The following is a 19,234-nucleotide window of genomic DNA, read 5'->3' as shown; positions in this document are numbered from 1 at the left end:
AAACGAAGTGAAAGTGGGGGTAGTTCAAAGGTCTTCCTATAACGATAGAATGGGAATTTTTCGAGAGTACTCAAAAAATGTTAGGACCTTATGCGGATTTAATTTTAAAAATATTTCAAGATGCACAAAATGAAATGCCAGGTAAGTTCTATATTGTTGTAAAATAATTAAAAGGATCTTAGGTAAAAATAAAAACCGTGGAAATATTTAATTTCTACGGTTTTTATCGTATCAATTAGGTTTTCTTTCATAGTGGCCCCTCATACCTCGAATCGTTTCCGTACCCCTTCTGAGAGTAAGAGGACACTTTTTTCTTCGCTACCGATAATGGGACGTTATGTTAACTTTACATGTATACAGTATTCATTGTTAAATTACTGAAGTACGGATATATTTTAAAATAAAGTATTAAGGGAGAGGACTAAATATGTCTAATGAAGTTTTACCGTTTATAGTGAGAATGGCAACTGATCAAGATTTTAAAGGTATATCAAAATTAAAAGAGCAAGTTCACCAGCTACATATAGAAGGAAGACCAGATTTATATGCTAATGCTTCAGCTTCTTTGGATCGAAATACATACGAAACATGGCTTAATGATACAACCATAAAGGTATTTGTAGTAGAGGATAATAATAAAGAAATTCTTGGATACATGATCTTAGATATTAAAGAACCCTCCAATAATCCAATATTACTTGAGCGAAAAGTTCTCTTTATCCGCAATATTGGTGTAAGTAAAATATGTCGAGGAACAGGAATAGGAAAAACATTGGTTCAAAAAGCATTTGAGTATGCCAAAGAAATACAAGTAACAAGTGTAGAATTAAATGTTTTAGAGTTTAATGAAAATGCTATACAATTCTATGAAAAGCTTGGATTTAAAACTAAAAGTCGACAAATGGAATGTTCATTAACTAATGATTAAAAGAACTTCAGATATCGAATTTTACGTAAACTAGCATCTCTTGAAGGGGCTAGTTTTTTGCTTAACGTGTTTTTTTTATGCTGCCGATATCCCTTATATACTGAGGGATTCTCAAGAATCAATACTACTAGTTTCATAATTTTAATTTTAAATTACAGAATATTACAATATTATTTTATCAAATTTAATAGGTTAACAATATTTGTAAAAAATGATATGTTTTTATTGTACTATTTTTTCTGAAAATTAAATAGTCAAACCAAATAGGGAAGGGGTTAATCTTATGTTTAAATCAAAATTCAAAAAAACAATTGGGGTACTAGGTTTAACATCAGCATTATTTATTTCTGCAATGCCTGCAAGTGCTGATTCGGGGGAGATTTGGGTTAGAAATAAATACCCAAATGCATATGATATTGTTTTTGATGCTAAGAACAAAACAGTTATGGTCTATGAGAGGGACGAAAATGGTAACACTATCCCTACTTTTGAAAGATGTACTATGGTAGGGAGTCAATGTTTTGTGCCTAAATAATATACTATTTTGTAATACTATTATATTTGTTCAAGGGGATCAACAACAAAATACGAATTTCGTACGCTAAGCAAAATTCTATTTATTAATCCATAATATTCGTTTATTAAATTGATGTAGTATTTTATAAAATTTGATCATGTCTTTGTGTAAATTTAAAAATATTAAGGAGGATTTTTATTATGAAAAAAACGTTAGTTATTTCTGCAATCACTTTAGCTTTAACAAGTGTAGGAGCAAGTTCATCATTTGCAAGCACTGAAAATGTAAGCATTACACCGGAGAAAATTTCACAAAATAAAGCAGTAAAAGTAGCAAGTAAAAGTAAAAAAAAGGAAACTGGTTTGTTGGTTAGCAAAGAATTTGACTTAAAAGATGGCGAAGCGACAACACCAACACTTGACCATAAAAAAGGCGCAGAAATGAGAATTAGCATCCAGAATAACTCTACTGGTGATGTGAGATGGTTTCTAAAAAATTCGAAGGACAAAGTAGTGAGTGAAGGGTATATAAAGAAGGGCCAAACAGGTAAGGAATCAGTTTACCGTGAAAAAGGTAAGTATAAAATCAGAGTTATTAGTGAAAGTAAGGGAACGGGAAAAGTTCATATAGGCGCTCGTACTATAGAATAGTATAAATAATAAATACAAAAATCACTCCTCGCTGTCGCAAGTGCAAAAGTGGTTTTTTTAAAAATAGCTTATAATAACCGCCACCCTGACGGTAGCAGTTACTTGAAGAGATGTTACCAGCATCTCTTCATTTATTATAAACACAAGGTATTCCTGTAATACTTCTACAGGAGGTACAGCCACATTGCTATCAAGATAATAAAATCCTTTCTATCTAAAATGTAAGAAGGATAACGCAAAAAAGGGATAAAACTATAATTGGCGGGGGCCGCTGAATAAGCAGACCTTTTCATTTGAATTCTGCAAAAAATTTTGTATCTATAATTCCAAAAGCGACTTTACAAGGGAATGGATTTTTTCCTTCTGAAGCAGCATGCATACAAGAAAGCACCCAATATGCCAGTTCTAATGGTAAGCGGTATATTTGAAGACTACCATCATTGTTTTTTACTGTTACAATCGGTGCATTTACCCTGGTTGTAGCAAAACCATCCGTTGTTATCATTGCTACTGCATCATTAGCTTGAAAACCAGTGTTTAACACCTCATAAATGATCCCATCTTTCTTATTAATAATCATAGGTATATTTAGAATGGGATATCTATTAATATTATTATGAATAATTGCTCCTGCGGCGTTCTTTCTTAACTGATTTCCTTGCATTTTTACACTCCTTTTTAATAATCCAAACGTGATTACATTAATTCATTCTATTTTACATCTATTATATTAGAAAATTGTAGTTTTATCTTATTATAAAAAGCATCCGTACATATAACAGCGCTATTTGAAGGATCAATATCAACAACGGTCATATAACTAGTGAGTAAATAACCATCCTCATAATATGTAATCATTATTTCTTCTTCAGATACTAAGGAACATAATAACATGTTTTCAATTCGTTCTTTTTCCTCAGTTGTTAAGATAGGACGGTTTACTTTGTTTTGTTCCTTAATCATTTCACGTATCCCATCAAATTGAGATGTTAATGCAGCGAACGGAGTCCACTTGACCATTTTTCTTCCTTTTGGCATATTAGCGTTATTCATGATTTGTGTCCCCCTATTAGTGTATTTCTGTATCTAGCTGTGGCGCTATGCGTGTAGGAAATTCCCCGCAATATACTGTTTTTCCCAAACCTTGTGCGTATTTCATCCATTACTTTTGTTAATTTTACTTCTTGTTCTCGCTGCGTTATGTTATCAAAAAGAGAAATTTGTTCTTCTCCTTCTTGAAGGAGGTTTGTTAAGGATATGTTTATGCTGCGAATGGGTTCGCCAGTATATTGTTGATGTAAAAAGTATGTACAGATCTTATAAATATCCATTGTTAGGTTAGTTGGACGACTTAAAGTATGTGTTTTTCTAATACCACCGTTATAACTCTTGCTATAACCAACTGAAAATTGAACGGTTTGAGCAAGTTTATTTTGTCTTCTAAGCCGATAACAAACTTCTTCAATATGTTCCAGTAGAATAATCGGAAATTCCTCTATTGTGTAATCGCGCATGAGTATTTGGCTTTTGCCAACAGAAGTTGTGGCAGGAACATATTTTTCTGAAATGCGACTAAAGTCAATTCCGTAGCTATGTAAGTGTAATTCTTCTCCAATCTTACCGAAGCTCTGTTTTAAGTATTTAAGAGGGTAATTGGCTAAATCTCCTATAGAATGTATTCCTTTTCGATTCAACTTTTCTTCCGTTTTGTACGAAATACCCCAAAATGTATTAAGCGGTCGTATGCTCCATAATTTTGTTGGGACATCTTCATATTTCCAATAAGCAATGCCGTTTTGATTCTTCTTTGCTTCAATATCTAAAGCTACTTTGCTCATTAAAGGGTTAGGGCCAATTCCTATTGTGCATTCGATCCGTGTTTTCACATATATTTCACGTTTAAATTTCAACGCAAACTCATAGGGATCATTAGCAAACAAATGAATACTATCCGTAATGTCCATGAAGAACTCGTCGATGGAATATTGGTGAAAATCCTCAATAGGAACGTACTGCAAAGCTAACTTTGTTATGTAATTAGAGCATTTAATGTATGTTCCCATAATCGGATTTACAACAAGAATGTCTTTTCTGCGAGGAATCTCGTATAATCTGGCCATCTTTCTTACACCTAATGCTTTTAATGGTGAAGTGGCAGCTAGAACAATTGAACCGTTTCTATTTACATCACCGACTACTGCCAATTTTGTATACATAGGATCTAACCCCATTTTGATGCAACTTACTGAAGCGTAAAAGCTTCGTAAATCCACACATAAGATGATTCTATTCGGTAAGATAGAATAGTCATACACTGTTATTCCTCCTTAAATCAAATAAGAACGTTTGTTCTTATTATATACGAACTTGCGTTCTTTTATAAAGGTTTTTTTGTTTGAAAATATTTTTTTGCATAAAGAAAAGACACTCGTATACGAGTGTCTTTCAGATATTCTGTAAATCATGTAATTCAAAATAGCCTAAATCTCTAATATACAAGTCTTTTGGTCGAATGGTTTGTAGGCTTGTTGAACCAAAGGTTTTATCATTTTCTCTTCCTTCTCCTACATAAACGTGCAGGAAATTCCCACTCAATAAGTCATACTCTAATTGAATTTTAACTCCTGCCGTATGGATACTTCCCCCGCGCCTTGATAATGTAAAGAAAACTTATCTGGAAACTGAAATGTTGTAGACTCTAGAATCCGAATGTGCTTAAAGGTCGTGGTGTATTGATGAATTATTTCTTGTGTTGAATGAATTCTTTGAGTTAGAAGGTTAGCTAGAACTTGTTCAAGAAACTTGTACTGCGGAAGCATTAAATCGTTGGTTAAGCCCTTCATGGCTGATAAGAACAACTGTAGATACTTCAAGACAGCTACATAATTGTGTGAGTGATGTACTTACAACCTGTAGGCTAAGCCTTACATATAAAGCAACTAATTCCTTTGCTTAATATTTACTCTTTCGATGAACAAATCCCATTTCTTTAGCTAAGTGCTCTAGAACATAGGAACACATATGTCGTTGTAATTCTTCAGCAATTAGTTGAAGTTCTTCAAGAATCGGAAAATCCATAATAAAACTCCATCCTTTCCTATAATTCTACAGAAAGATTAGTATATTTTTTCATTTTAGGAAGGGACCTTGTTTTGTTAGGTTGATATGGATAGGACGGGACCTCCTTCTAGTTTTGGATACTCATTTGCTTTATCTATTGTAAATAATTTTGAGTCTGATGGATCTCTTATTCTTGGCTTAAAATTAAATCCTAATAAATGAGTAAATCCGAAAATCTATTTTGTGTAACCGACTGTGTCTATATACAGCAATATGACTTTACTTGGTGTAATAGGTATGATAGGCTCGTTATTCAGAAAAGATTCCAATTGAAAAAAAGCACATCCATAGAGGAGGATTGGTAACCATGAGTGATAAAGTACTTATTGTGGAAGATGAACGCGAAATTGCGGATTTGCTTGAGCTATATTTGAAAAATGAGAATTATACGGTTTTCAAATACTATACCGCCAAAGAAGCATTGGAATGTATAGATAAGAATGTGCTTGACCTTGCGATATTGGATATCATGCTTCCCGACGTAAGTGGTCTCACTATCTGTCAAAAAATAAGGGACAAGCACACCTATCCAATTATCATGTTGACGGCGAAAGATACGGAAGTAGATAAAATTACAGGCCTAACAATTGGTGCGGACGATTATATTACAAAACCCTTTCGCCCACTAGAGTTAATTGCGCGAGTCAAGGCGCAGTTACGCCGATATAAAAAATACAATGGAGTAACGGCACAGAACGAGAATGTTATCGTTCACTCTGGTCTTGTCATTAATATAAGCACGCATGAGTGTTCTCTGAACGAGAAGCCGTTATCTCTCACTCCCACCGAGTTTTCAATCCTGCGTATCCTCTGTGAAAACAAGGGGAATGTGGTTAGCTCTGAGCAGCTGTTTCATGAGATATGGGGTGACGAATATTTCAGCAAGAGCAATAACACTATCACCGTGCATATCCGACATCTGCGAGAAAAGATGAATGACACGGTTGATAATCCGAAGTATATAAAAACGGTATGGGGGATCGGCTATAAAATTGAAAAATAAAAATAAGAATAAAAAAATCGATTATTCAAAATTAAAACAAAAACTCTACCAATATATCCTTACGATTGTCATGGCAGCAGTTGTATTTGTGCTGTTTGTGCGTCTATTTATCCAAGGGACACTGGGGGAGTGGATCGTACGTTTTTTGGAAAACAGTTATCATTTAGAGCGTTGGGACGCAATGATAATATATCAGTATACTATACGGAACAATATAGAAATTTTTATTTATGTGGCGGTTGCCATTAGTATTCTGATTCTATGCCGAGTTATGCTTTTAAAATTTGTAAAATACTTTGAAGAGATAAATAACGGTATTGATATACTTATTCAGAACGATGATAAACAAATTGAGCTTTCTGCGGAAATGGAGTTCATGGAACAGAAGCTCAACACATTAAAGCGAACCCTTGAAAAGCGAGAGCATGATGCAAAGGTGGCCGAACAAAGGAAAAATGAAGTTGTTATGTACTTGGCACACGATATTAAAACGCCTCTTACATCAGTTATCGGTTATCTGATCCTGCTTGACGAGGCACCAGACATGCCAAGAGAGCAAAAGGCAAAGTACGTGCATATCACGTTAGACAAAGCGTATCGCCTGGAACAGCTAATCGACGAGTTTTTTGAGATTACGCGATATAACCTTCAAACGATTACGCTCACGAAAAAGCACATAGACCTATACTATATGCTAGTGCAAATGACTGATGAATTTTATCCCCAGCTTGCTGCGAAGGGGAAACAGGTGGTACTCCATGCTTCTGAAGATTTGACCGTATTTGGTGACCCTGATAAGCTAGCGAGGGTCTTTAACAATATTTTGAAAAACGCCGCTGCATACAGCGAAGACGACAGCGTTATTGACATTACGGCGGGCCTCTCCGAGGATGTGGTATCCATCGTTTTCGAGAACGTCGGAAACATCCCGAAAGATAAACTCGCTACCATATTTGAAAAGTTCTACAGATTGGATGATGCCCGTTCTTCTGATACGGGCGGCGCGGGACTTGGATTGGCGATTGCAAAAGAAATCATTGTTCAGCATGGCGGACAAATTTACGCGGAAAGTAATGATAACTCTACGACGTTCACGGTAGAGCTTCCAGCCTTCCAAGGCTTGGTTGATAAAGGGAATTCTTAGAAAATAATCATTGTTTCTTAAGAAAATCTTAAGGTCATCTCTACTTTTTCTTAGGAAATTAACAATTTAATATTAAAAAATGGCTCGTTCTTATGCGGTAGACTTAAACCATAAGAACGAGCTTTTTTGTTTCGTCAAAGAAAGATATGATAATTTATGCGTGATTAAAATAGCTCACATGTTTAGAGAAAGAGTGACATAAATATTTTTTTCCTTTTAGCGAATTGTGTCAAATGAGCAATCGGCTGTTTTGGATGTTCCTCAACACACCACTGAACAGAGTATACACATCTAGATATAGCATCGCTTTGCAGAAAGTAATCGTTAAGAGTTACATATCCGAAATCTTCAGCGCTTAATCAGCGTTTCATTATCATCAAGTTACTTACTTAAGGAGGAAGCTGAAAAGGAAGAAGTGGTGTTTTTTATTGTTATTTTGCTTAGGTTTTGCTTTCATGAATAAAGCATTGTTTTTTCAGAATAAAGTAGAGGTTCAAAAATATGATCAAAATCACAAAGATAACATAGATAATACAGGGACTACCTCAATTATTCAAAAGAAAGAGATTGTAAAAGAACACATCTATCAAGGGAATCTGCTCTTAATTAACAGTAAATATCCTATGCGCTAAGAGAGTGTGAAATCAGATATCGTAAATTTATCTAAACATAATGAATTGATAAACAGATACGGGTTGCTTAATACAAATATTTATTTATCAAAAGAAATAGTAAAAAAATTTTCAGAGATGATTAATAATGTTGTAAAGGAAGGCGTTAATCAATTGTTAATTAATAGTGGTTAATGTGACTTTGATGAGCAAAGTGGAGTTTACCATGAGATGGGGGCTGATTATGCCTTACCAGCAGGTTATAGTGAACATAATTCAGGTTTATCACTTGATATAGGATCAGGCTTAACGCAAATGGACCGAGCACCTGAAGGGAAGTGGATAGAAAAAAATGCTTGGAAATACGGCTTTATCTTACGCTATCCCTCGGATAAAACGGATGTTACAGGTATTCAATATGAACCTTGGCATATTCGCTATGCCGGTTTGCCTCAAAGTACGATTATGCAAAAAATGAATTTAGCCTTGGAAGAATACCTGGATTATTTAAAAGAAGAAGAGAGCATTTCAGCAAGTATTGAGGGGGGGAATATACGATGTCATATTATCCCTTTTTCAAAGCAAGACAATTGACGTTGAAATACTATTGTAAGAATTTTGTGAAATACCTGTAAAAGATATGGGTGGGGTGATTATGACCACCCGTTCTTGAATTATATTCTAAAATGACAAAGTTATAGATTACAATGTAAAGTTAGGAGATTTTAAATGCATTCAGGAGTTTTGATTAATTATTTATATACTTATTTCTTTACTATTATTTTTTGTATAATGTTTCAAATTGGATTTTATTTTAAAACGAAAAAAAATATATCTATTCAGCATTTTCTATGGGTGTATGTTTTTCTATTCTACCTTTCACTAGTGTATAAGGTGACGCAGATAGGGACTATATGGGACATAGGTAGATACGAAACATTAATTCGTGCAAATCAAATTAACTTGATTCCATTTGCTTCTGAAGGTATGACTACTTATGTCTTAAACATTTTACTGTTTATGCCATTAGGTTTTTTATTGCCGACTATTTGGCCGCAGTTTAGAAGAATGAAAAGTACTGCCTATGCTGGATTCGGTTTTTCATTGGCTATTGAGTTAGGTCAATTGCTAGATAATAGAATTACAGATATTGATGATTTATCTATGAACACCCTGGGAGCAATTATTGGGTATTTATTATATAGAGTATTATTCAAAATGTTATATAAAAGAGATGAAAAAAAGATTGATAATAATATTTCTCTAGTAATAAAATACGAGGCTATTTTTTATTTGGTTTGCTCATTTGTAGGTATGATGTTAATATATTATCCAGTTTTATTTAGACGGCCTCTAATCCTTCAATAAGGTAATTAAGGTGCTGTCAGATAATTATATACATATAGTAAATTGATTCTTAAATAATAGGATATTACAAATACCCATTTATATTAAATTCTCATAGAAATCTTTCAAAACTACTCTTATTGAAGGTTGGGTGGTTATTGAATTGATTTCTATTGCTCCCGTTTTATATCATAGTACCAGCTTTTAATTAACAATTATATCCATTGCGAAAAAATAAGATAGGCTTTAATATTTACCAGTATTTAAATGCTGAAAATTGTTTAAGGCATTTCAACCAAAATTTAAGAGGAGCATACAATGAACAAACTAAAAAGGTTATTGAAACGTAAAACGACTTGGATAATCCTTATCCTATTCGTATTTGTTTATGTAAATAACAGTTCTTTTTTTGCTAAGAGGGACGATGGAACTCCTCTTCTTCTTGCTCACCGAGGACTTTCGCAAACATTTAGCATGGAAGAGATTGAGAGCGATACATGTACAGCAGAACGTATAAATAAACCTGAACATTCTTATTTAGAAAATACAATTCCATCTATGGAAGCTGCATTTCAAGCTGGAGCTGATTTAGTAGAGTTTGATGTTCAACCAACTAAAGATAACAATTTTGTTATTTTTCATGACTGGACGCTTGATTGCCGTACTAATGGTAAAGGCGTTACAAGAGATTTTACAACAAAAGAATTACAAGCACTTGATATTGGTTACGGTTATACAGCTGATGGAGGTAAAACATTCCCGTTTCGTGGTAAAGGGATTAATCTTATGCCAACACTTGATGAAGTACTTAACCATTTTCCAGATCGTTCTTTTCTTATTCATATTAAAAGTGATGATAAAAATGAAGGAATCCAATTGGCTGCTCACCTTAAGAAATTACCAGCGAAACGCCTTGATCAACTAACTATATATGGTGGCGATAAACCAATTGCTGCGATAAAAGAGCGCATCCCTAGTTTACGAACAATGTCAAAAGCGACCATGAAAAAAGATCTTATTACTTATATGGTATTAGGGTGGACTGGCTACATACCTTCAAGCCTGAAGCATGGAGAGTTACATATACCAGACAAAGTAGCTCCTTGGCTTTGGGGATGGCCAAATCGTTTTCTTAATCGAATGGATAAAGCAGATACTCGAGTTATCGTTGTAGGAGGAAATGGGTTTGGATTTTCAAGTGGATTTGACTCATCTGAAGATATAAAACGCCTTCCTGACGATTATACAGGTGGAATTTGGACAAATCAAATTGATAAAATAGCACCTTTATTTAAGAAATAAGGGGAAATATAACAATCGAAGTTTTTCATCTGTTTAACGATCTATACTTTAAAAGAAGACTTATTATTAATGTTGAAGTTTTATATACTGAAAAATGCCCTTAATTTCCTATACATAATGGAAATCAGGGGTGTTTTTGGATAAGTGGGACTTATTTTATTTATATTCAAACAGAAGTACAACAACTATCAAAGAATAAACCGCTAGTTGTATAAACTGAGCAGATGTAGATAAGTAAATTTTTCGTTTGGGGGTACCTTCACATGCCCATCAAGCTAAGGTTGGGTATTCCATGAACTTCCGTTCTTGTTGTCTACATGCTTGATATTTTGTTTATTTGTTTTTAAAAATAGGCATTCCAAATAAACCTTGATAAGGTGTAATTTTAAAGATTATGTAGTTTTCTGCTTTAGATTGGATACAGTGCACTGATAAACAACGCCTAAAATATCAAAGACTGTCTTTTTCTCATATCGATGGGATTTCCGTCCGTTTTTCTGTAAGAGGTCAAACAGACGAAGGAAAACTTTTGATACTTCTTGGGTGTCTTGTTGTATAGCTTCATATACTAAGTACAGATGATCTTGAATCATATAAATTGCTTTATATTCACTTAATTCTTTTTGTTTTTTCTGTAGTAACAGCTGTCGCATTTTGAACATAGTGGAAGAACAAAGAAAAATAGCGATTAACTGTCCATAAAGATGACATTCTAGACGCTCTCGCTTAATATTGTGACAATGATTGATACCAAAAAGAGATTTCCATGTTTTAAATACAATCTCTATTTGCCAACGTAGAGAGTAAACCTCGTGAACCTGTTCCATCGGAACAATTTCCCATGGATGTTGGTAATATAAATACTGATTTCTGTTAAACGTTTACTTTTTTCAGAGTATGTAACTCCTTTTTTCTTTTCAACATAGGTTTGCTGTTTCCTACGTTTATGAGTTTGAGTCGATGTCAGTCTGTATATCACAACTCGTGAGGGTAATTTTTGTTGTCCAATATAGGCATTCCGAATTTCATAAGTATCTCCTGGTTTTATCTGATGCATAATATCTTCAAGGTTAAGTAAAACATATAGGGATTGCTTTTTTACTATCCCATCCCGAAAGAATTCTGGGTAATCATTTTTTACATATACTCTATTATTTAATTTCAACCGTGAAACATAGAATACACCCCGTTGATCCATCTGGTCTAAATCTTTTAGAGAAAAGTATCCTAAATCTCGAATACATAAATCTCCTGGGCGTAAGGTATCTAAACAATCTGTACCAAAGGTTTTATCATTATTTTTACCTGGTTCCATCTGAAAATTGAGGAATTTTCCACTATGTAAATCATACTCTAGCTGAATTTTAATACCGGCTGTTTGTGCACATCCTCCTGAACCAGGATAAATAGGAGCCAAATGATTAGGGACTTGAAAAATAGTAGCATCTAAAATACGTATACGTTGAAAATAAGAAGTATATTGGTTTGAGATTTGAGAAGAATCGTTAAGTTTGCTTTTGATTAAAAGGGAAAATACACGCTGTAGAAATAAAACAGCGCATCGGTTAAAACGTTGATTAAGTCCTTCTGGACTCATGAGTGTAGCTGTATTTGCATAAAGTTGACTACATAATCGAGTGAGGGAATCACTTGCTACATGTTGACTAATCCAGATACATAAAGCAGCCAAATCTCGTGCGCCATACTTACTTTTACGTTTTACAAAACCTGTCTCTTGTGCGAGTTGTTGAAGAATATGTGGAGATAGATATCGCTGTAGCTCTTGAGCGAACAAATGAAACTCTTCTTGAATCGAAAGATTCATAAAAAACGCCATCCTTTCTATATATTTCTACAAAAATAATAGCGTATTTTCATTATTTTTTTGGGTGAAATTCTAAATTTTTATGGAACTGTATTAAAAAAACCAAAATATGGTTGACGATTAAGGATTACATTTGTAATATTTAATTATAGATTACAAATGTAATACAAGGAGTGGAATTTTATACAATGAAAGAATTACCTAAAATATCGGAAGCTGAATTGGAAATCATGAAGGTTCTTTGGTCAAAATATCCCCAAACAGCGAATGAAGTGATTGAAACGCTAGAGGCAACAATGGACTGGAAACCGAAAACGATTCGAACGCTTATTAATCGATTAGTCCAAAAAGAGGCTGTTTCTTACCAGCAAGATAAAGGGCGTATGTATGCCTATTATCCTTTAGTGTCGCAAGATAGATATCTACAAGTAGAAACAAAATCCCTCCTCAAACGTTTCTATGGTGCGGCATTTAAACCTTTACTTGTGAATTTCTTAAAGGAAGAAAAACTATCTTCAGAAGACATTAACGAACTCAAACGTATTCTGGATGAGAAGTCTGAGGAAAATCAGAGGAAGGATAGATAATGATGATAGCTATGTTTGTAAACGTCTATCTACCTCGATTTTTTGATTGGGTGATAGAAACATCCATTATGGCAAGTATATTAGTCGGCTTAATCTTATGTGTCAAAATCTTGCTTAGAAATAAGATAACTCCGCGATGGCAGTACATGCTATGGATGATTTTAATTGTAAGACTTCTATTACCATGGTCACCAGATAGTTCCTACAGTATTTATTCTCTTCTTTCATATAGCTCTGGCGTGTCTGAGATTTTTCAAAAGGATACTACTCCAGCTATACAACAAAAAAGCGTGTCAGAAGATAAAACGAATTATTCAGTAACTACAAAAGGAGATAGTTACAAATCTAACTCCGTAAATGTAATGAAAGAGAGTGACCAAATAGATAGTAATAAAAAGAAAGAAGATACTACACTTTCCGTTTATAAAGTTACGTTATATATTTGGCTTTTTGGAGTTGCTATTCTAGCAACGATAACTTGTATTACGAATAGACGATTATATTCTTACATAAAAAAGCAACCCAATATTACGGATGAAAAAATTGTTGAGATTTTTGAAAACTGTAAACAATCTATGGGAATTAAGAAGCAAATTCCATTACGGTTGGCTGGGAAAATCTCAAGTCCGACTGTTTTTGGGCTTTTTCGCCCGAGAGTATTATTATCAAGCAGACATATGGAAGTATTGAATGAGCAACAACTACAATATATTTTTTACCATGAGCTATCTCATATGAAACGAAGAGATATAGCTGTAAATTGGGTTTTGTATAGTTTAATCATTTTAAATTGGTTTAATCCGATTCTTTGGTATGCCTATTCATGTATGCGAGAAGATCAAGAACTAGCCTGTGATGCATTTGCGCTCACTTTTATAGAATCAGAGGAACAAATTGCATATGGACATACAATTATTACTCTTTTAGAACAGTATTCAAGTTATTATCAAGCACCGAATCTAGCTAATTTAAGTAGAAATAAACGAACGCTAAAAAGGAGAATTCTTATGATTAAGAAATTCCAGAAGAAATCCTATCGCTGGTCCGCTCTTGGAATTATTGCTATAGTTGCTGTTTCATCTATTTCCTTATTCAATGCACATGCAGTAGAAGGAGATGAAAGGCAGAAGGGACAAGTTGTAGAAAAACAGCAGAAATCTAAAGATGCTTTTCAAAATGCTGTAGAAACAATATTAGGTACACCAGAAAATGCGGAAAAAGAGTGGGGGATGGTAGAGAAGTCATATAAAAGAGATGCAGACTTTTTGTATTTGGCAGAAAAATGTTTAACAAAAGAGGAGTTTGAACAGTACGTACAACTGTTCAAGGAAACTCGTGCTATTCAGAAAAAAGCAATGGTCAAAAGAAAGATAGATGAGAATTTTAAGGATTATGACGGAGATACAAAAGAACTTAGGGAGGAGCGTTTGAGTCAAGCTGATCGTGAAAGGTTAAATGCGCTTTATAATCAATTAAAACCATTTATAGATAAGGTGAATGAATCTTTAATATATACCGTAGAAGAAGCGCAAAAATATGTTAATTTCCAAATTAAGAAACCGAATTATACAGTTGAGGGGTATAAGTTGCAGAAAGAATTCGGGGATTCATTCCCTGAAAGAACGCCAAAATTAGTTATTAAATCAGAATATATAAAGGGGAAATATGGTTATACCATTTATCAATCTGAGATTCTTGAAGGGAGTAAAGATCCATTTTATAATCTTTTTAATCGGGAGGAAGATATAAAGAAGTATGAGTTAGAAGGGAATCAAGTGTTTTATTCTGCTAATCATCCCATTTCTAATTTACAAGGTATGAAGATGATTGTTCCCGCAAAAGGAAACAATAGTGCATATCAGATAGTTATCATAAATGTTAGTTTAGATTATCAGAGAGAAAAAGTGTTTGATAGGAATGTAAACAAAACGGAACTGGAAAAAATAATGCTTTCAATGCTGAAATAATACAGAGGTGTTTTGAAGGTTTATACCTTTAGAACACCTTTTTAGTTATATTAAGCATAAATACAAGGAGGAAAAGAAATGCACTCAAACAAATATAACACCATAGCATTACTTTGTATGATGTTGTTTTTTATTACTTGGATATTAATATTTTCATATGGGGATTATAACTATTCTGCTACCGATGCTGGCAGTAATTTTACTCCCGCCGAAATGAGAATATCGATTGTACTTGATATTTTACAAATGACATTGCTAGTGATGTCTTTTGTATTCGGATTGATTGCATATTATGTTTCAGAGGACAATGGAGGATATACAGGAATATATATCTTAACATCTCTCGTCTTGTTTATATTGACAGGGTTTTATGATGTTGTAATAGTTTACATATTAGTAACTGAGCCAATACATTGGAAGTTTTTTTTCATGTAATTGTTAAACAAGAAGTGCTGGTGAAAGATAATAACGTTTTCTAAATAGGGGACCGCCACATGCCTATCAACTTAAGAAATTGGTAGTTCCCCATAACGAAGAAAATTTTCGTTTTGGAGACATTTTAAAATATTAGCTTGATAGTAATGGGGTACCTTCAACATCTTAAGCTTGATGGTGATGGGGTAGCTCCATCAAAACGCGAATTATGTACGCTAAGCAAAAATATAATAAGCTGTCCATATGGACAGCTTATTTACATAATTCTCGAAGTCGGAAGTTGTTCAATAACTTATAATCACAAATAAATTATGAAATGAATGCAAGATAATGACGGACCATAAAGAGTTAGTCTTTTTATACACGTAACCAAAAATCAATCCAAGTAATAATACATAGCAATGAGACCATAAATCCCAAAATTCCCCGCGATAAAGCCAAACTGGATAATGAACGACTAGAAAAAGAACAGCTGTAATCCCATTAGCTCTCCAAAACAAAAAACGCTTTTGTAACTCATTTAGAATAAAACCACGGAATACAATTTCCTCTGTTAATCCTGCCAGTAAGAAGACATTTAAATAACTATTCAGAGGTAAAATGAAATGAAAGGATTGATGATCGATTAAATAAATCTCTATAGTAAAACGTATACCAACTAACAAAGAAAGAAGAATTCCCCACACAACACCCCGACGAAGATTTACATCTAGCTTCATGTAACTTATAGGGTTCTGATAATGATAGTATTTAATATAAAACCAAACAGGGACAATCCAAACTGATATTTTTACAAAAGCAGTCAAAAAGGCAGCAATGTTATCGTTAAATAATTGAATATACTGTACTAACCAAAGTTCTTTTAATGACCAAGCAATATAAAATAAGACAAGATAAAGCAGGAGAGTATGTACACCTAATGGTTTTTCTTTTTTACGTAAAGATGTTTCAGTAATCATTTGTTCCTATCCCTTCTTCAAAATACTCTAAGTTTTTAACCATATTATACCATTTAGAAGGAGCTATGTATTGTGCCTTTTTGGTTGTATACACTATACATGGTTGGTTAACATAACGCATCATTATCAGTAGCAATAGTAAAGGAGGAACCCTACTCTCATAAGGGAACCCCCTTTTTTGTGCTATGGGTCTATGCATTTTTCTATACATTACTATCCTGACAAGATTTTAGGGTCCTCTTTTGTTCGTGAATTAGTAGAAAAACTGTATAATATCTTGCATACTCTTAGCGTGGTTATTTTCCAAAATACTGGTGATACCCCTCAGTGTATTTAGAGTAAAAATTTTTAAATATAGCAGAAATAATAATGAAGTATTTATCTCTAATTTGCTAACTAAAATTTTTCAATACAATTAATGTAGTAGAAGCAATGGAGAAATAAGATATTAAATATTCTACATTTTATAGACTTGCTAAACAGTATAAAGAAGTAAAAAAAGGGAAACCTAACGAATAATTAAGGATGATTCAGGGGGTACCAAATGGAGCATAAAACAGAAGTAACAATTGGGGATTATGTTCAATTTTTATATCGTAAAAATCCTAATTTAGAATTAACCGGATATGTAGTCAGTGTTCTACAGAATACAATTGTTGTAGATATTACAGAGATAATGGGATTTGAAGTAGATGATGTTAGGCAAGTAGTAAAACACGGTTACTATAATAAAGTGAATCAAAGGCAAATAAAAAATAATGTTTCAAAAAAATGCTCCTAGATCAATCTAGGAGCATTTTTTTGATGAAGTTACTGGATTTCTTACGATGATAAATACCAGCCGTTAAAGAGTAACATATTCATTTAGAAAAAGCACTATCATGGATTCTTTTATATGCCAACCGACGCTCATCGCTACCTAAAATTGGTGTTTCACACCTTCACATTTTTGAGGAAGGAGTCTTCTGTTTGAAAATGCTAAAAAAAGTCCTTAACAATTTGTTAAGGACTGCGGAATAGAACCGCAATTTGGGCTGACACCCAATCAGTTTGCAGAAAATAAATTGCGATTATAATAGCAATTGCATTCCCAAAAGCAATATTTCAAATGGATTGTAGCATACCTGTAACTAGATTGGTATCAATAAAATATGGATTGGATTACAAATAGTGGTTTTGAATATTAGAAAGAGTTTAAAAGTTAATTACTTCTTATGAAAAAAAACCTTAAGAGAACTTGTAACGATAAATTTTTAGAGGGAGGGTGGATTTTTAATTATAAATTCACATAATTTTCAAACATTAAAACTTTGGATGTTAATATTTGTTATATAATGAAATCAAGCCGTAATCAATATGGTTTCCCCGTTATGAATAATGAGATAATTTATGTGTCCCGTGTATTCGCTTTAAAACCAAAAGAACTTGTAGTGATTTCTACAAGTTCTTTTGGTTTTTCTTATTGTATTAGAAAAAAGCCCTTTAAATATAGCAGAAATAATAATGAAGTGTTTATTTCTCGTTTGCTAACTAAAATTTTGTATTTTAACAGGTTTCATTCATAAAAATATTTTAGACTATAGAATGAATCATTAGAGAGATAAAAAATAAGGAAAAAGGGAAGAACCACCAATATTCTTTCCTTTTTCCTACAATTAGGGTCTCTATATTAATGAATATAGAAGATTATAAAATGTTGGATGCAACAGTTTACATTCAAAATTATAGCAGGAGCGACAGGTATTTTTTATGCAATATTGCATAAAAATTATGATTTATCAAATATACATGTCTAATGAGAAACACAAAAACTCTATATAGGATGAATTTAATCTTTACATTTTCTTTATAGTGAATTAAAAACGGCAAAAAACAAAAAGGTTAATTTTATCAATACGAGTTTTTTCTTTTACATATTAAAATGGAAGTACCCTTTCAATGTATACTGACCCCTTCACAAATCGTGAAGGGATTTTTTATTTAATAAATGAGTTTTACAAAACATATAGAATGTTAAACTGATAAACCCCATTAATCTCAGTATGTGTACATGAGATCAATGGGGTTTTATTAATATATGTTCGAAGATGTGGGAAGTATTTTGTGTGTCTATAAAGGTTAGTTTTAAATTTTACGGATGTCTGTATATTCTATGAACATTTACAGATATTATTGTTATAATTATTGATGAGGTGTATGAAATGAAACACAAAACATTTGGATATGTACGAGTTTCCAGTAAAGATCAAAATGAAGAACGACAAATTCGAAATATGAAAGATTTAGGGATAGAAAATCGAGATATTTTTATCGATAAACAATCTGGTAGAAATATGCAATGCGAAAATTATCAAATGTTAAAACGTCTTGCTCGTACAGGTGATACCATTGTATTTGATTCTTTAACTAGACTAGGAAGAAGCATGAATGATGTCCTAGAGGAATTCAGATACTATGAAAAGCATGAGATTAATTTACAATTTATAAAAGAACCCTTCATTAATGTAAATTACACAGGTAAGAGTACAAATGATGTTATTCAAAGTGCTATTCAGAAAGCAACTCTTACCATTTTATCTGCTTTTGCAGAAAAAGAACGGCATGATATTAAACAGCGACAAGCGGAGGGCATTGCTCTAGCTAAAAGGCAAGGTAAGCGGTTAGGACGTCCCCCAGTAGAAATTACAGCCGAATTTATTGAAGCCTATAAAGAATGGAAGTCTGGTAGCATTACAGCAGTAGGAGTCATGAAGAAATATGGTATCAAACGTTCTTCGTTTTACAAACTTGCTAAGCAGTATGAAGAAACAAAACATAAAAATCTACTGAATGATTAATT

At 33.1% G+C, this 19,234-nt stretch carries 16 protein-coding genes and 5 pseudogenes; 14 read left to right on the top strand and 7 right to left on the bottom strand.

The features are described from left to right. Positions 1-32 precede the first annotated feature (32 nt). From V7S45_RS29315 to V7S45_RS29300, 4 genes and pseudogenes are all read left to right on the top strand, one after another. Positions 33-167: pseudogene (locus tag V7S45_RS29315) on the top strand (barnase inhibitor); the annotation flags it as partial. Between the two features lie 260 nt (positions 168-427). Continuing rightward, positions 428-928, top strand: a complete 501-nt coding sequence (locus V7S45_RS29310; protein WP_088344939.1) for a GNAT family N-acetyltransferase — start codon at positions 428-430, stop codon at positions 926-928. Between the two features lie 283 nt (positions 929-1,211). After that, positions 1,212-1,463, top strand: a complete 252-nt coding sequence (locus V7S45_RS29305; protein ID WP_063549519.1) for a hypothetical protein — start codon at positions 1,212-1,214, stop codon at positions 1,461-1,463. A 182-nt stretch (positions 1,464-1,645) separates the two neighbouring features. Continuing rightward, positions 1,646-2,095: a hypothetical protein gene (locus tag V7S45_RS29300; protein WP_167319560.1), complete on the top strand. Its 450-nt coding sequence runs from the start codon at positions 1,646-1,648 to the stop codon at positions 2,093-2,095. Between the two features lie 289 nt (positions 2,096-2,384). Here the strand turns inward: V7S45_RS29300 and V7S45_RS29295 are convergent, their stop codons facing one another. From V7S45_RS29295 to V7S45_RS29275, 5 genes and pseudogenes are all read right to left on the bottom strand, one after another. Beyond that, a complete protein-coding gene (locus V7S45_RS29295) occupies positions 2,385-2,759 on the bottom strand; it encodes a hypothetical protein (protein ID WP_342762016.1) in 375 nt (124 codons plus the stop codon). Positions 2,760-2,806: 47 nt separating this feature from the next. After that, positions 2,807-3,148: a YolD-like family protein gene (locus V7S45_RS29290; protein ID WP_342762015.1), complete on the bottom strand. Its 342-nt coding sequence runs from the start codon at positions 3,146-3,148 to the stop codon at positions 2,807-2,809. Continuing rightward, on the bottom strand, positions 3,145-4,410 hold the full coding sequence (locus tag V7S45_RS29285; RefSeq protein WP_342762014.1) for a Y-family DNA polymerase: 1,266 nt from the start codon (positions 4,408-4,410) through the stop codon (positions 3,145-3,147). Before V7S45_RS29285 ends, V7S45_RS29290 begins: the two co-directional genes overlap by 4 nt. A gap of 133 nt (positions 4,411-4,543) precedes the next feature. Beyond that, a pseudogene (locus tag V7S45_RS29280) lies at positions 4,544-5,173 on the bottom strand (IS4 family transposase); the annotation flags it as partial. Between the two features lie 143 nt (positions 5,174-5,316). Beyond that, positions 5,317-5,421, bottom strand: a pseudogene (locus V7S45_RS29275) (Tn3 family transposase); the annotation flags it as partial. 101 nt (positions 5,422-5,522) lie between these two features. Between V7S45_RS29275 and vanR-A the strand changes: the two are divergent. The 5 genes and pseudogenes from vanR-A (at position 5,523) to V7S45_RS29250 (ending at position 10,622) form a co-directional block, all read left to right on the top strand. Then, positions 5,523-6,218, top strand: a complete 696-nt coding sequence (gene vanR-A / locus V7S45_RS29270) for a vancomycin resistance response regulator transcription factor VanR-A (protein WP_342762013.1) — start codon at positions 5,523-5,525, stop codon at positions 6,216-6,218. After that, positions 6,208-7,362 carry a vancomycin resistance histidine kinase VanS gene (gene vanS / locus V7S45_RS29265; RefSeq protein WP_342762012.1) on the top strand — a complete coding sequence of 385 codons (1,155 nt, stop codon included), beginning with the start codon at positions 6,208-6,210 and terminating at the stop codon, positions 7,360-7,362. The genes vanR-A and vanS overlap by 11 nt, the downstream gene beginning before the upstream one ends. Before the next feature lie 401 nt (positions 7,363-7,763). Continuing rightward, positions 7,764-8,586: pseudogene (gene vanY / locus V7S45_RS29260) on the top strand (VanY-A/VanY-F/VanY-M family D-Ala-D-Ala carboxypeptidase). A gap of 116 nt (positions 8,587-8,702) precedes the next feature. Continuing rightward, complete coding sequence (locus V7S45_RS29255) at positions 8,703-9,341, top strand: VanZ family protein (RefSeq protein ID WP_000555586.1); 639 nt, start codon at positions 8,703-8,705, stop codon at positions 9,339-9,341. A gap of 297 nt (positions 9,342-9,638) precedes the next feature. Then, positions 9,639-10,622: a glycerophosphodiester phosphodiesterase family protein gene (locus V7S45_RS29250; protein WP_016078503.1), complete on the top strand. Its 984-nt coding sequence runs from the start codon at positions 9,639-9,641 to the stop codon at positions 10,620-10,622. Positions 10,623-11,014: 392 nt separating this feature from the next. Here the strand turns inward: V7S45_RS29250 and V7S45_RS29245 are convergent. Further along, positions 11,015-12,447: pseudogene (locus tag V7S45_RS29245) on the bottom strand (IS4 family transposase). Positions 12,448-12,635: 188 nt separating this feature from the next. Here V7S45_RS29245 and V7S45_RS29240 point away from each other — a divergent pair. From V7S45_RS29240 to V7S45_RS29230, 3 genes are all read left to right on the top strand, one after another. Next, positions 12,636-13,034 (top strand): BlaI/MecI/CopY family transcriptional regulator, encoded by a 399-nt coding sequence (locus tag V7S45_RS29240; RefSeq protein ID WP_089608047.1) that lies wholly within the window; start codon positions 12,636-12,638, stop codon positions 13,032-13,034. A gap of 2 nt (positions 13,035-13,036) precedes the next feature. Further along, positions 13,037-15,001 (top strand): M56 family metallopeptidase, encoded by a 1,965-nt coding sequence (locus V7S45_RS29235; protein ID WP_137049932.1) that lies wholly within the window; start codon positions 13,037-13,039, stop codon positions 14,999-15,001. A gap of 78 nt (positions 15,002-15,079) precedes the next feature. Beyond that, positions 15,080-15,436, top strand: coding sequence for a hypothetical protein (locus V7S45_RS29230; protein ID WP_342762011.1), 357 nt, complete (start codon positions 15,080-15,082; stop codon positions 15,434-15,436). A 284-nt stretch (positions 15,437-15,720) separates the two neighbouring features. On the opposite strand, the gene V7S45_RS29225 is transcribed toward V7S45_RS29230, so the two are convergent. Then, entirely contained in the window at positions 15,721-16,395 is a 675-nt protein-coding gene (locus tag V7S45_RS29225; RefSeq protein WP_342762010.1) for a type II CAAX endopeptidase family protein, read from the bottom strand. A 544-nt stretch (positions 16,396-16,939) separates the two neighbouring features. On the opposite strand from V7S45_RS29225, the gene V7S45_RS29220 reads away from it, so the two are divergent. Both V7S45_RS29220 and V7S45_RS29215 read left to right on the top strand, forming a co-directional pair. Continuing rightward, positions 16,940-17,176 (top strand): DUF2187 family protein, encoded by a 237-nt coding sequence (locus V7S45_RS29220; protein WP_000400417.1) that lies wholly within the window; start codon positions 16,940-16,942, stop codon positions 17,174-17,176. A 1,420-nt stretch (positions 17,177-18,596) separates the two neighbouring features. Then, positions 18,597-19,232 (top strand): recombinase family protein, encoded by a 636-nt coding sequence (locus V7S45_RS29215; RefSeq protein WP_088344979.1) that lies wholly within the window; start codon positions 18,597-18,599, stop codon positions 19,230-19,232. The last annotated feature ends 2 nt before the right edge of the window (positions 19,233-19,234 follow it).

It is taken from the genome of Bacillus sp. BR3(2024), assembly GCF_039134555.1.
Lineage (GTDB): Bacteria > Bacillota > Bacilli > Bacillales > Bacillaceae_G > Bacillus_A > Bacillus_A cereus.
This window is presented reverse-complemented; position numbering and strand designations above follow the sequence as displayed.